Source organism: Stenotrophomonas sp. MYb57, from assembly GCF_002966815.1.
Taxonomy (GTDB): domain Bacteria; phylum Pseudomonadota; class Gammaproteobacteria; order Xanthomonadales; family Xanthomonadaceae; genus Stenotrophomonas; species Stenotrophomonas indicatrix.
Map to the genome: position 1 here is coordinate 614607 of NZ_CP023271.1, position 13696 is coordinate 628302.

Sequence of the window (13696 nt, forward strand, 5' to 3'; positions counted from 1 at the left end):
ACCAAGGACACGACATGACCCAACGCAAGGGCATCATTCTCGCCGGCGGCTCCGGCACCCGGCTGTACCCGATCACCAAGGGCGTCAGCAAGCAGCTGCTGCCGGTGTATGACAAGCCGATGATCTATTACCCGCTCAGCGTGCTGATGCTGGCGGGCATCCGTGAAGTGCTGATCATCAATACCCCGCACGAACAGACCTTGTTCCAGCAGTTGCTGGGCGATGGCTCACAGTGGGGCATGGACATCCAGTACGCCGTGCAGCCGAGCCCTGATGGCCTGGCCCAGGCGTACCTGATCGGCCGCGATTTCGTGGCCGGCAAGCCGAGCTGCCTGGTGCTGGGTGACAACATCTTCCACGGCCATGGCCTGCGCGAGGTGCTGCGCAATGCCGATCAGCGCGACCACGGCGCGACGGTGTTCGGCTACTGGGTCAATGATCCGGAGCGTTACGGCGTTGCCGAGTTCGACAAGTCCGGAAAGGTGGTCGATCTGGTGGAGAAGCCGGAGAACCCGCGTTCCAACTATGCCGTGACCGGCCTGTATTTCTACGACGGCAATGCCAGCCACCATGCGGCCGAGCTGAAGCCGTCGCCGCGCGGCGAGCTGGAGATCACTGATCTGAACCAGCGCTACCTGCGTGAAGGCAACCTGCATCTGGAGGCGCTCGGCCGCGGCTACGCGTGGCTGGATACGGGTACCCACCAGTCGCTGCTGGAAGCGTCCAACTTCATCGAGACGATCCAGACCCGCCAGGGCCTGCAGGTCTGCTGCCCCGAGGAAATCGCCTTCGGCCAAGGCTGGATCAGCGCCGAGCAGTTGGAAGCGCTGGCTGCACCGCTGATCAAGAATGGCTACGGCCAGTACCTGCACAAGCTCGCCCTGCGTGGAGTCGTTCCGTGAAAGTGATTGAAACCAAGTTGCCCGGCTGCGTAGTGATCGAGCCGGCCGTGTTCGGCGATGCCCGTGGTTATTTCTTCGAAACCTGGAATGCCGAGCGCTTCGCAGCGCTGGGCCTGCCGGATCGCTTCGTGCAGAGCAATGTTTCCACCTCGGCGCAGGGCGTGCTGCGCGGCCTGCATTACCAGTGGCCGCGCCCGCAGGGCAAGCTGGTCAGCGTGCTGGAAGGCGAGGTCTACGACGTGGCTGTGGACATCCGCCGCGGTTCGCCGACCTTCGGTCAGTGGGAAGCGGTGGTGCTGAGCGCGGAAAACAAGAAGCAGTTCTGGATTCCGGAAGGTTTCGCGCATGGTTTCGCGGTGCTGTCCGAACGCGCGGTGTTCAGTTACCTGTGCACCGAGGTCTACCTCAAGGACTTCGATGCCGGCGTGCGCTGGAATGACGCCGATATCGGCGTGGACTGGCCGGTCAGTGCACCGACGCTGTCGGCCAAGGACGAGAACGCTCCCTTCCTGAAGGACATTGCTGAAGACCGCCTGCCGGTCTACGTGCCATGACCGTTCTGGTGTTCGGCGGCAACGGCCAGGTCGGCCAGGAGCTGCTGCGCGCGCTGGCACCGCTGGGCAAGGTGGTTGCGACCACCCGCAGCGGCGTCCTGCCCGATGGCAGCGCCTGCGAAACCGCCGATTTCGGCCAGCCTGACAGCCTGCCGGCGCTGCTTGACCGGCTGCAACCGTCGATCGTGGTCAATGCGGCCGCCTACACCGCCGTCGACCGTGCCGAACAGGAGGTCGACGCCGCCTTTGCGGCCAACGCGCAGGCGCCGGGCGTGATCGCGCGCTGGTGTGCGGCGCATGGGGTGCCGTTCGTGCATTACTCCACCGACTATGTGTTCGATGGTCAGGGCACGGCCCCGTACCGCGAGGATGAACCGACCGCGCCGCTGGGGGTCTATGGCACCAGCAAGCGTGATGGCGAAGACGCCGTGCGCGCTGCCGGCGGCCGTCATCTGATCTTCCGCACTGCATGGGTGTATGCCTCGCACGGCGCAAACTTCCTGCGCACGATGCTGCGGGTGGGCGCTGAGCGCGATCAGCTGCGTGTGGTGGCCGACCAGATCGGCACGCCGACGCCGGCGGCAATGATCGCGGATGTCACCGTGCAGGCGCTGCAGCATCCGGGCGCGCTGTCGGGAACGTGGCATCTGACGGCGTCGGGCCAGACCAGCTGGCATGGTTTTGCCGAAGCGATTTTCGCCGAAGCACTGGCGACGGGCGTGCTGGCCAAGGTGCCGGCCGTCGAGGCGATTCCCAGCTCCGAATATCCGACGCCGGCCAAGCGCCCGGCCTGGTCGGTGCTGGACAACCGTCGGTTGCAGCAGGATTTCGGCATCACGCTGCCGGCGTGGCAGGACGGCCTGTCGCGCGTGATCGGCGAGGTTGCTGCGGCCGGCGGCTGAGACAGTGCAGGCAACGGGGCGCGTCAGCGAACAGGTTTCGCGGCGCGCCTTTTTCTTTGACAGCTCCTGCAAATGGCTCCACCATCGCGCGGCGCATTCATCGACGAGAAGGAATTCATGAGCAGAGTGTCCGCTGCGCCCGCCGCAAGGAATGGACTGTCCCCGCTGGCTGTGGCCGCAGGTGTCGCAGCGATCGCGCTGCTGGTGCGCCTGCTTTACGTACAGTTCTTCAGCACCCCGATGCCCTTCTGGGACCAGTGGGATGGGGAAGGCGCCACTGCGCTGCAGCCCTGGTTGAACGGGACGCTGCAGTGGAGCACGTTGCTGACCCCGCACAACGAGCATCGCATCCTGCCGACCCGCCTGGTGGCGCTGCTGTCCTATCTGTTTACCGGACAATGGAACAACGTCTACGAAGCTCGCATCAGCGCTGTCGTGTTCTGCTTCATTCCTGCGATGCTGGTCTGGTACGCGCTGCGCGATGCTGCAACTGCCCGGGGGCGCACATTGCTGGTCGCCTTCGCGCTGCTGATGTCGATACTACCGTTCTCCTGGCAGAACTTCCTGGTCGGGTTCCAGAGCCAGTTCTACTTTCTGATCCTGTCCAGCGTCGTCGCTGTAGGACTGGTTGCGCGCCATCATCAGAGCATTCCCGCGTTGCTGGCGGCCATCGCGCTGAGTGTTTTGGCAGCCACCACTATGGCATCGGGCATGCTGACCAGTATTGCTGTCGGCATCACCTGCGTGGTCGCCTGCATGTGCCTGCCTGGCAGGCGTGCCCCCGCACTGTGCGCGACGGTGGTACTGGCCGTGCTGGCCGTCTTCGCTTACCGCGCGATCCCGGTCATCGACAGCCATGGCATGCTGCGTGCCCAGTCACTGGGAGAGCTGCTGCTGGCGGCGACCTACACGCTGGCATGGCCGGTGCGCTCGAACTGGGGAGTCGTCGTTGTCTGGTTACCCAGCGCGTTGATGATCACCCGGATGCTGCTGCGACGACAGGCGAGCAGGACCGATGTGGTGATGGCAGGCCTGTGCATCTGGACGGCACTGCAGGGTCTGGCAATTGCCTACGGCCGTGGTCACGAGACGCACGTACCCGCGTCGCGCTATACCGAATTGTTCGTTCCTGGCCTGTTTGGTACTGCTTGGTTTGCCTTGCAGTTGTGGGGCCTGTTGCCGCCATCGCGGATGCGGGCCGCCGCACGTACTGCAGTGGTGCTCTTCTCGCTGGTTGTGGTGGTTGCGCCGCTCACCCAGGTGGGCAAGGATTTTCGCAGGATCCGCACGTTCGCTGCCGATTGCCGTCTGCAGCAGGAGAATGCCATTCGCTATCTGGTTACAGGTGATCCCGCCGCGTTGGACGTAGGCGAGTTCGAACTGCCCTATCCGGATGCGGCCAAGCTGAAGGCTCAGCTGGATGATCCCAGGCTTCGCAAGATCCTGCCAGTGAAGCTCGATGCTCCAGGAACCGTCACGCATTGACGAGACAGGCGGGTCGTCGATGTCGGTCGCCCGCCGGCCTGTTCCGTGCTGTCAACTGCGCCCGTACGTATCCTCGAACCGCACGATGTCATCCTCGCCGAGGTAACTGCCGGACTGCACCTCGATCAGTTCCAGCGGCAGCTTGCCGGGGTTGCGCAGGCGATGGGTCACCCCCAGCGGGATGTAGGTGCTCTGGTTTTCGCTCAGCAGGATCACCTCGTCGCCACGGGTGACTTCGGCGGTGCCGCTGACCACGATCCAGTGCTCGGCACGGTGGTGGTGCATCTGCAGGCTCAGCGTACCGCCGGGCTTGACCGTGATCCGCTTGACCTGGAAACGCTCGCCGTTGTCGATTGAATCGTAGGCTCCCCACGGGCGGTAGACCTTGCGGTGCCAGGTCGCTTCGCTGCGGCCGTCAGCCTTCAGCTTCGCCACCACCGTCTTGACCTCCTGCATGCGGTCGGCCTTGCCGACCAGCACCGCGTCGTCGGTCTCGACCACGATCACATCATCCAGCCCGACCATCGCCACCAGGCGTTGGCCGTAGGCATAGGTGTTGCGGCAGTCGATGGCGATCACATCACCCTGGTGCGCATTGCCATCGCCGTCCTGCTGCGATACATCGCGCAGTGCGGTCCAGGAGCCGACATCGTTCCAGCCGGCATCCAACGGCACCACCACTGCATCGGCGGTCTTTTCCATCACGGCGTAATCGATCGAATCGGACGGCACGGCAGTGAATGCGTCCTTGTCCAACCGGGTGAAATCGGCATCGCGGCGTGCGCTCTGCCATGCGTCGCGGCAGGCCGACAACATGGCCGGCTGCAGGCGTTCCAGCTCCTGCAGGTAACGCGAGGCCTTGAACAGGAACATGCCGCTGTTCCAGTAGTACTGGCCGCTGGCCACGTAGCCGGTGGCGGTGTCCAGATCGGGCTTTTCGACGAAACGTTCAACCGCGCGCACGCCTTGGCCGTCGGCGGCCTTGATGTAGCCGTAGCCGGTCTCCGGGCCGGTCGGCACGATACCGAAAGTGACCAGCTTCCCGGCTTCAGCGGCGCCGGCAGCAGCCTGCACCGCAGCGCGGAACGCGGCTTCGTCGGTAATCACGTGGTCGGAGGGCAGTACCAGCAGCAGTGCATCGTTGCCATCGCGGGTCGCCTCAAGCGCGGCCACGGCAATGGCCGGGGCGGTGTTGCGGCCGACCGGCTCAAGGATGATCGCGGCCGGCTCGGCGCCGACCTGCTGCAGTTGTTCGGCTGCAACGAAGCGATGTTCCTCATTGGCAATGACCAGCGGGCCACGGCTGGCAATGGGCGCCACGCGCCGCCAGGTCGCCTGCAGCATCGTCAGCTCACCGGCCAAGGGCAGGAACTGCTTGGGATACGCTTCGCGCGAGAGCGGCCACAGACGGGTGCCGGAACCACCGGAGAGGATCACGGGCTGGACGGTGTTCATCGGAACATCTCCGCTCAGGCCTTCAACAGCGTGGCGATTTCATCGGTGCGTGCCTGCATCAGCGCCGCATCCCCACGCGATTCCACGTTCAAGCGCAGCAGCGGCTCGGTGTTGGAACTGCGCAGGTTGAAGCGCCAGTCGCCGAAGTCGGCACTGATGCCATCGGTATGGTCCAGCGCCGGCGACTGCGCGGCGAAGTGTTCCATCACGCGGGCCACGGACGCCTTCGCATCGCTGACCTTGAAGTTGATTTCGCCGCTGCACGGATAGGCGGCCATGCGGTCTTCAACCCAGTCGGCCAGCGAACGGCCGCTTTCGGAAATGAGCTGGGCGATCAGCAGCCAGGGGATCATGCCCGAGTCGGCATAGGCGAATTCGCGGAAGTAGTGATGGGCACTCATTTCGCCGCCATACACCGCGTCCTCTGCGCGCATCTTCTCCTTGATGAAGGCATGGCCGCTCTTGCACAGCACCGGCACACCACCCGCCTGTTCGACCATCTCCACGGTATTCCAGACCAGGCGTGGGTCATGCACGATCTTGCCACCCGGGTTACGGTCCAGCGCCGCCTTGGCCAGCAGGCCGACGAGGTAATAGCCCTCGATGAAGCGCCCGTTGTGGTCGAAGAAGAAGCAGCGGTCGAAATCGCCATCCCAGGCAATGCCGAAGTCGGCGCCGTGCTCGCGGACCGCCTCGGCCGTGGCAGCGCGGTTCTCCTGCAGCAGCGGATTGGGAATGCCGTTGGGGAAGCTGCCATCGGGTTCGTGGCAGATGCGGATGAACTCGAACGGCAGGTGCGGTGCGAGCAGGTCGACGATGGCGCCGGCGCCCCCATTGCCTGCGTTGACCACCAGCTTGAGGGGCTTGAGCTTGGTGCTGTCCACATAGGACAGCAGATGCTGGATGTAGGCGCTCTTGTCGTGCTCGCTGCGTTGGCCTGCGGTCGGCGGCTGCGGTATTGCGCTGTCGGCCGCCACGGCATCGGAGATCGCGAACAGGCCGGTATCGGAACTGATCGGCCGGGCGTTCTCCTTGACCAGCTTCATGCCGTTGTAGTCCATCGGGTTGTGGCTGGCGGTAACCATCACACCGCCCGCTGCACCGCGATGGTCGGTCTGGAAATAGACTTCCTCGGTGCCGCACAGGCCGATGTCGATCACTTCCCGGCCCGCGCCGCGCAGGCCGGCTGCCAGGGCATCCTGCAGCGCCGGACTGGTCAGGCGGACGTCGTGCCCCACCACCACTGGCCCGGGTGACAACTGATCGGCCAAGGCCACGCCGATCCGCCGGGCGAGGTCTTCGTTCAGTTCTTCCGGCACACGGCCGCGGATGTCATAAGCCTTGAAGGCGGGCAGGGGCATCGCTGGAATCCTTTGTCAGATCAGTTGGCTAGTGTAATCCCAGCCTTGTATGGGAATCGTTTCCATAGACCCAACGCTGCCTGACCGCCGAGTGGTCACGTGTGGGTGGCCCTGCGTCTGCCTGCCGCGCGTTTGGCCGGCGCGCCGGGCAGGGGAGACAGCAGGGCCTCAAGGTCGGCTGCGTCGAAACGTGGGCCTGTGCCGCCATTGCCCTCCAGGATCGCGTCGGCCAGGTCGGCCTTGCGCTGCTGCAGCTCGGCGATCCGTTCCTCGACGCTGCCGGCGGTGATCAGCTTGTAGACGAACACCGGCTGGTCCTGGCCGATGCGATGGGCACGGTCGGTGGCCTGGTTCTCGGCGGCCGGATTCCACCAGGGATCGAAGTGGATGACGGTGTCGGCAGCGGTCAGGTTCAGGCCCACGCCACCGGCCTTCAGGCTGATCAGGAACACGGGAACCTCGCCCTGCATGAAGCGCTGCACGGGCGTGACCCGGTCCTGGGTATCGCCGGTGAGCTGCACGTAGGGCAGGCTGAGTTCCCGCAGGGCCTGGCCGATCAACGCCAGCATGCCGGTGAACTGCGAGAACAGCAGGATGCGCCGCCCTTCCTCGACCATGGCAGGCAACATCTCGCGCAGCAAGTCCAGCTTGGCCGAACCGGCAGCGCGCGCGGGTGTCTCGCCTGGCAGCAGGCGCGGATCGCAGCAGACCTGGCGCAGCTTCAGCAACGCGTCCAGTACCACGATGTGATTGCGCGCCAGCCCGCTGCCGTTGATCGCATCGCGGACCTGCTTTTCCATCGCCACGCGCACGGCTTCGTACAGATCGCGCTGGGCGCCTTCCATTGCCACGGTGCGGGTGATGACCGTCTTCGGTGGAAGCTCGGAAGCGACCTGGTCCTTGCGCCGGCGCAGGATGAAAGGTCGCAGCCGCTGGGCCAGCAGCTGAGCACGCCGCTGGTCGCTGCCGCGTTCGATGGGATGGCGCCAGTGCTGGTTGAACTGTTTTTCGCTGCCGAGCAGGCCGGGCAGCAGGAAGTCGAACTGCGTCCACAGCTCGCCCAGATGGTTCTCCAGCGGGGTGCCGGTCAGGCACAGGCGATGACGCGCCTGCAGCGTGCGCAGCGTGGCCGCCGCGCGCGATCTGGGATTCTTCACCTGCTGTGCCTCATCCAGGATCAGCAGATGGTAGGAATGCGCCTGCAGCGCCGGTTCGTCGCGCCACAGCAGGGGATAGGTGGTGAGTATCAGATCATGGGCGGCAATGGCGTCGAACTGCGTGTCACGTGCGGGGCCGTGCAGGGTCAGTACACGCAGATCCGGGGTGAAGCGCGCCGCTTCGCTCTGCCAGTTGTGCAGCAATGAGGTTGGCACGACCACGAGCGCCGGCTTGTCCAGTCGGCCACTCTGCTTTTCAAGCAGCAGATGGGCCAAGGTCTGCAGTGTCTTGCCCAGGCCCATGTCATCAGCCAGCACGCCGCCCAGGCCCTGCTGGCGCAGGTACTGCAGCCATGACAGGCCTTCAAGCTGGTAGCTGCGCAGCGTCGCGCGCAACCCCTGGGGCGCTGGGACAGCGCTCATCGCCGGGGCGTCCAGCAGGCGCTGCACGCGTGCACGGGTATCGTTGCTGCTGTGCAGCCGTAACTGCGCAGCGTCCTGCAGGGCCTGCAGGCGTCCGCGATCATGCGCCTGCAGGCGCAGCGGTTGCCCACGGTCGCCGAACAGGTCCGCAAGCAGCGCGATCACCGGCTTCAGCCGCGCTGCCCGCAGGGCCAGACGTTCATTGTCTGCCGTCGTCAGCAATACGTTCTCGTCATCGCCAATCGCGTCCAGCTGGCCGCGCAGCCAGCGCGGATCGGACTGCAGTACGCCCTGCAGCAGCGGAACCAGCGCAATGCTGCGGCCATCGACATCGATGGTCAGGGCCAGGTCGAGCTCGTTGCCGTCGGCGGACACCGACCGGACATCCAGGTCGATGTCCTCCACCCGGGTGATGCGGTGGCGGAAGGCGTCGTCAGTCTCGATCTTCCAGCCCAGCGCTTCCAGCCGCAGCACGTCCTCCAGCAGGAAGCGGGTCCAGTCGAAACTGCGCAGCTCGAACAACGGGCCGCCGCCGTCCAGCACGATGCGCGGTTGCCGCTCGCGGTGCAGGTGGACGCTGTGCAGTTCAGCCTCGCGCCGAGCCTCCCCGGCCAGGTCACGTGGCAGCAGGTAGAGCTGGCCCTCGGCGTCGTGCACGAACAGCGAGGGGTCGTCGAGAAAACGCACGTGTTCGTCGTACTCGAACGCGACGGTGGCGACGTCGAGCCATTGCGAGGGGTCACGTTCGGTGAGCCAGGCAGGTCGGTATTCCATGCTGTGCAGATGCAGGATCGGTGTCATCGCCTGGATCTGCAGGGTAGGCAGTATCGGATCGGCGGCCGCACGCAGCGAACCCGGTTCACCCTCCAGTGAGTTCTGCAGTGCGGCCAGCAACACCGCGGCGACATGCTCGCAGTGCGTGCCAGCCGGGCAGGTGCAGCGACTCTGCAGGGGGCTGTGCGGGGTGCGGGCGCTGGCATCCAGGTCGATCGCCACCTGCCAGCCCTCGACCTGGGCGGTCAGCAGCGGTGACCGGTAGCGCAGCTCGCGCACTGCCGACACCTGGTGGTTGCCCTTTTCCAGCGTCCCGGCATCCAGCCAGCGGGACAGTTCCCCTCCGGTGAATACTTCGGCCATGCGTCGTCCTGTCCTCTCCATCTACAGCACGCGTTGCCAAGGGCACCGCAAGCGGGAAAGGGAACATTCTACGGATTGGCAGCCCGGCATGCCGGTTCATGCTGCGGCGCATCCCAGCCGGTAACGGGTGTGCCGCTAGAATGGCGGCATTCTCACCGGGTAGGGCAGTAGAGATGCAGCAATCAACTTCCAGCGGCACGCGCAGCAAGCGTTTCGCCTCTGCGGCGCAGGCCCTGCAGGGTGTGGTCGCCGATGGCCAGACCCTGGCCGTGGGGGGCTTCGGCCTGTGCGGCATTCCCGAGGCACTGATCGCCGCGTTGCGCGACAGTGGCGCCAAGGGCCTGACCGTGATCTCCAACAACGCCGGCGTCGATGGCTTCGGCCTGGGCCAGCTGCTGGAAACCCGGCAGATCAGCAAAATGATTTCGTCGTACGTGGGCGAGAACAAGGAATTCGAACGGCAGTTCCTGGCCGGCGAGCTGGAGCTGGAATTCAATCCGCAGGGCACCCTGGCCGAGCGCCTGCGTGCCGGCGGTGCGGGTATCCCGGCGTTCTTCACCGCCACCGGTTACGGCACCGTGGTCGCCGAGGGCAAGGAAACCCGCGAGTTCGATGGCAAGCACTATGTGATGGAAACCGCGCTGCGCGCCGACGTTGCCCTGGTCAAGGCCTGGAAGGCCGACGAGGCCGGCAACCTGGTGTTCCGCAAGACCGCGCGCAACTTCAACCCGGCCTGTGCAATGGCCGGCAAGGTCTGCATCGTGGAAGTGGAGGAGGTGGTGCCGGTCGGCAGCATCGATCCGGACCAGGTGCACCTGCCGGGCATCTACGTGCACCGCATCGTGCACAACCCCACCCCTGAAAAACGTATCGAACAGCGCACCATCCGTGCGGAGGGCAACTGACATGGCATGGACCCGCGATGAGATGGCCGCGCGCGCTGCGCGTGAACTGACCGATGGCGCCTACGTGAACCTGGGCATCGGCCTGCCGACGCTGGTGGCCAACCACATTCCCGAAGGCGTGGACGTGTGGCTGCAGTCGGAAAACGGCCTGCTGGGCATCGGTCCGTTCCCCACCGAGGCCGAGGTGGACGCAGACCTGATCAATGCCGGCAAGCAGACCGTCACCGCACGTGCGGGCGCCAGCTACTTCGGCAGCCATGACAGCTTTGCGATGATCCGCGGTGGCCACGTCAACCTCGCCATCCTCGGTGCGATGCAGGTGACCGACAAGGGCGACCTGGCCAACTGGATGGTGCCCGGAAAGATGGTCAAGGGCATGGGCGGTGCGATGGACCTGGTGGCCGGCGTGCAGCGCGTGGTGGTGCTGATGGAGCACACCGCCAGGAACGGCGAACACAAGATCCTGGCCGAATGCACGCTGCCGCTGACCGGTGTGGGCGTGGTCGACCGCATCATCACCGACCTGGCGGTATTCGATGTGACCGATGACGGCCTGGTGCTGGTGGAGACTGCAGCGGGTGTGGGTGATGATGAGTTGAAGGAAAAGACCGGCGTCGCGTTCGTGCGCGCCTGAGTCGTATCGTTCTCAGCGCCTACGGGCGAAGGGGTATTCCGTAGGCGCTGGAACGACCGCCGCCCCTGCCACCTGGGAGGTGTCACCGATTCGATATCCGGCCGCGATGACCACCGAGCCTGTGGCGCGCTCAATGGCATGTGCCAACGTGCCATCGATCTGACCGGCCTCGGGTTCGAAGGCGCTCGGCAGCAGGTGCGCGTCCAGCAGCGGGCGCAGCGCTTCCAGCCGGGCCCAGAACATGCTGCCGGAGGCGAACTGCGCGTCTGCCTTCAGACTGTCCAGCCCCAACTGCGCCCATAGGCGCTCCATTCTTGCGCTGTTGCCGCCCAGGTAGTCCGCCACCGGCAGCAGGTGGCCTGCAGGTGCCAGCAGTCCGATATCCGGATGGCCCTGCAGGTGGGCGAGATTCGCTGCAGCGCGTGAGGGACCAAGGAGGGCTTCCACCATGTCACGACGCCATTGGTCGCCGTTGTCACGGTGGGTCGAACGTTTGGTGTGCAGTTTCAGTACCAGCGATTCGTTCTCCTGCAGCAGGCGATCTGCCGCATGCAGGAACGGCAGGATGTCGCGACCTTGGTTGTCATGGCACCACACCTCCGCCTCCACCCCGTTGGCCAGGGCGATTGCCTGGACCTCCTGGTTCCGTTCGTGGCTGGTGGTGATGACAACACGTGCCTGCAACCGGCTGTCGAGCACCGCCTGCAGCAATTCCTGCAGCGTCTCCACATACCAGGCATGGATGACGATGCAGGGGCGTGCAGGTGGCGCGACCGGCGGCTGCAGGGCGCGACGGGTGGCATGTAGCCAGGCGTGTCCCAGTCGAGCATCGGGTTCCAGTACTGCGCTCTCGGCCCATTCGTTCCATGCGTTCACGAAGACCAGGCGCTGTGCGAGCGGCGTCTCGCGCAATCGTTCATGCACGGTGTCCCGCAGCCAGTCACCGTAGCCACGCGGCGAGGCATGCAGCAGTACGCGCCCTCGGCCTGGGCGCCGGGCTTCATTGTCCCAGCCCGGATTGACGCCCGGATACAACGGATACGCCGGCAGCGGCGCGCGACGCATCTGCGCGGCCAGTTCGCGCCAGTCGCGCACATCGCCTTCGTAACCGGGATTGAGCAGGAACTGCGTCGTGTTCAATTGTCGTGGTGCCGCGATGTTCGGCGGAAACTCGACCGCGGCGTCAAAGCCGATGTCGCGTGGGTCAGGCCGTTCGAAGCTCTGCACATAGGCCAGGTGAATCTCGCCGATGCCGTTGTCTCGGCACCACCTGCGCCAGCGCGTCGCAGTGGCCTTCGGGTCCGGCAGCAACTGCGGGCGATACAGCAGCAGGACAGGTCGCCCATCGACCTTCAATGCACGGGCATCGCGAAGGTAATCGGCAACATGGGCGATGAAGGCGAGGTCGTCTTCTTCGCTGTGCTGTTGGCCTATCAGCACGTCCTGGTTGCGCCCATCCCAGCGCCGGGTCCAGTTCTCGTTGGCCCAGCAGAGGCAGAATGGAAGGCTGATCGTGCTGTCAGCCAACCACTGACGCAATGGCTGCTCCATCAGTGTGCGGCCACTGAACCAGTAGAAATAGAAGCAGAACGCACCAATGCCATGGTCGGCGGCCAAGCGTGCCTGCGATCGCATGACGTCAGGCACGCGCAGGTCGTAGAAACCCAGATCGCCAGGCAGGCGAGGCTGGACGTGGCCTTCGAACTGGGGCAACGCACGACAGACGTTGCGCCATTCGGTGAAGCCCTTGCCCCACCAGGTATCGTTCTCGGTGAACGGATGGAACTGCGGCAGGTAGAAGGCGACCAGGGTTGCCGGCAACGTTGCGGGCAAAGGGGCATCCTGGGCTGGTACGTAGCCGATCGCGCGTTCATCGGCACGCTGCAGTGCGCGAGCGCCGTCGGTGGGTGCGCCAGTACGGCCACGCGGTGGCGCCGGACTCCAGCTGCCGATACTGTCTAGCCCTTTGTTGCGCAGGCGGTCACGCAGCGAAGCGGGCAACGGTACCGCGCGGAACAGGGCGCGCAAAACCGAAAAAGTCAGTTGCCGGGCACCGGATGCGGCATTGCTCATGGAAGAGACCTGGGACAGTGGGCGCAGAGCATCATTCGGGACCAGCAACGGGATGAGGGCCATTTTCCGGTAATCGGAGCTGCAACGGCAAATCGATCGGATGCTACCGTGACGCCATGCTGTTTTCCCCCGACCTGCCCGATGCGGACGTGCGCCACCTGCCGGGCTGGTTGCCGGCGGCTGCGGCTGATGCCCTGCAGCAAGCGCTGCAAGCCGAAATCCCCTGGGAAACCCACCGCATCCGCATGTTCGGCAACTGGGTGGATTCACCGCGGTTGAGCTGCTGGATCGGTGATCCGCAGGCGCGTTACCGCTATTCAGGCGCCGAGTTCATCCCGCATCCGTGGCCACCGTTGCTGCAGGAACTGCGCATCCGTCTGCAAGAACAGAGCGTCGGTCGATTCAACAGCGTACTGCTCAACCGCTATCGCGGCGGCACCGACTACATGGGCTGGCACAGCGATGACGAGCCCGAGCTGGGGCCGGCGCCGCTGATCGCTTCGTTGAGCCTCGGCGCAGCGCGGCGGTTCCTGCTGCGCGGCCGCGATGACACCACGCGCAAGGCGGAATTCCTGCTCGGTCATGGCGACCTGCTGCTGATGGGCGGCGCCACCCAGCGCCACTACCAGCACGCGCTGCCGAAGATGGCGCGGGTGCAGGGCGAACGCATCAACCTGACGTTCCGCTGGATCCATCCGCGTTGACCGG

At 65.2% G+C, this 13696-nt stretch carries 11 protein-coding genes; 7 read left to right on the forward strand and 4 right to left on the reverse strand.

Translation table 11 applies throughout. The annotated features are described in order from the left end of the window. Window positions 1-14 precede the first annotated feature (14 nt). The 4 genes from rfbA to CLM74_RS02810 all read left to right on the forward strand — a co-directional run bounded on the left by rfbA (window position 15) and on the right by CLM74_RS02810 (window position 3843). Window positions 15-902 carry a glucose-1-phosphate thymidylyltransferase RfbA gene (gene rfbA / locus CLM74_RS02795; RefSeq protein WP_105163400.1) on the forward strand — a complete coding sequence of 296 codons (888 nt, stop codon included), beginning with the start codon at window positions 15-17 and terminating at the stop codon, window positions 900-902. After that, window positions 899-1456 carry a dTDP-4-dehydrorhamnose 3,5-epimerase gene (rfbC, locus tag CLM74_RS02800; RefSeq protein WP_025878479.1) on the forward strand — a complete coding sequence of 186 codons (558 nt, stop codon included), beginning with the start codon at window positions 899-901 and terminating at the stop codon, window positions 1454-1456. Before rfbA ends, rfbC begins: the two co-directional genes overlap by 4 nt. After that, complete coding sequence (gene rfbD, locus CLM74_RS02805) at window positions 1453-2358, forward strand: dTDP-4-dehydrorhamnose reductase (protein ID WP_105163401.1); 906 nt, start codon at window positions 1453-1455, stop codon at window positions 2356-2358. The genes rfbC and rfbD overlap by 4 nt, the downstream gene beginning before the upstream one ends. Before the next feature lie 117 nt (window positions 2359-2475). Continuing rightward, a complete protein-coding gene (locus CLM74_RS02810) occupies window positions 2476-3843 on the forward strand; it encodes a hypothetical protein (protein ID WP_158684097.1) in 1368 nt (455 codons plus the stop codon). A gap of 51 nt (window positions 3844-3894) precedes the next feature. Here the strand turns inward: CLM74_RS02810 and CLM74_RS02815 are convergent, their stop codons facing one another. The 3 genes from CLM74_RS02815 to CLM74_RS02825 all read right to left on the reverse strand — a co-directional run bounded on the left by CLM74_RS02815 (window position 3895) and on the right by CLM74_RS02825 (window position 9376). Next, on the reverse strand, window positions 3895-5298 hold the full coding sequence (locus tag CLM74_RS02815) for a mannose-1-phosphate guanylyltransferase/mannose-6-phosphate isomerase (protein WP_025878481.1): 1404 nt from the start codon (window positions 5296-5298) through the stop codon (window positions 3895-3897). Window positions 5299-5312: 14 nt separating this feature from the next. Beyond that, window positions 5313-6659, reverse strand: coding sequence for a phosphomannomutase (locus CLM74_RS02820; protein ID WP_105163403.1), 1347 nt, complete (start codon window positions 6657-6659; stop codon window positions 5313-5315). Window positions 6660-6754: 95 nt separating this feature from the next. After that, a complete protein-coding gene (locus CLM74_RS02825) occupies window positions 6755-9376 on the reverse strand; it encodes a DEAD/DEAH box helicase (RefSeq protein ID WP_105163404.1) in 2622 nt (873 codons plus the stop codon). Window positions 9377-9549: 173 nt separating this feature from the next. Between CLM74_RS02825 and CLM74_RS02830 the strand changes: the two genes are divergently transcribed. Together CLM74_RS02830 and CLM74_RS02835 are read left to right on the forward strand one after the other, a co-directional pair. Next, window positions 9550-10281: a CoA transferase subunit A gene (locus tag CLM74_RS02830; RefSeq protein WP_025878484.1), complete on the forward strand. Its 732-nt coding sequence runs from the start codon at window positions 9550-9552 to the stop codon at window positions 10279-10281. A 1-nt stretch (window position 10282) separates the two neighbouring features. Continuing rightward, window positions 10283-10915 (forward strand): CoA transferase subunit B, encoded by a 633-nt coding sequence (locus tag CLM74_RS02835; protein ID WP_105163405.1) that lies wholly within the window; start codon window positions 10283-10285, stop codon window positions 10913-10915. A 12-nt stretch (window positions 10916-10927) separates the two neighbouring features. Here CLM74_RS02835 and CLM74_RS02840 read toward each other — a convergent pair whose 3' ends face one another. Further along, window positions 10928-12988, reverse strand: a complete 2061-nt coding sequence (locus tag CLM74_RS02840; protein WP_105163406.1) for a glycoside hydrolase family 99-like domain-containing protein — start codon at window positions 12986-12988, stop codon at window positions 10928-10930. Between the two features lie 116 nt (window positions 12989-13104). On the opposite strand from CLM74_RS02840, the gene CLM74_RS02845 reads away from it, so the two are divergent. After that, window positions 13105-13692, forward strand: a complete 588-nt coding sequence (locus CLM74_RS02845; protein ID WP_105163407.1) for an alpha-ketoglutarate-dependent dioxygenase AlkB — start codon at window positions 13105-13107, stop codon at window positions 13690-13692. Window positions 13693-13696: the final 4 nt, after the last annotated feature.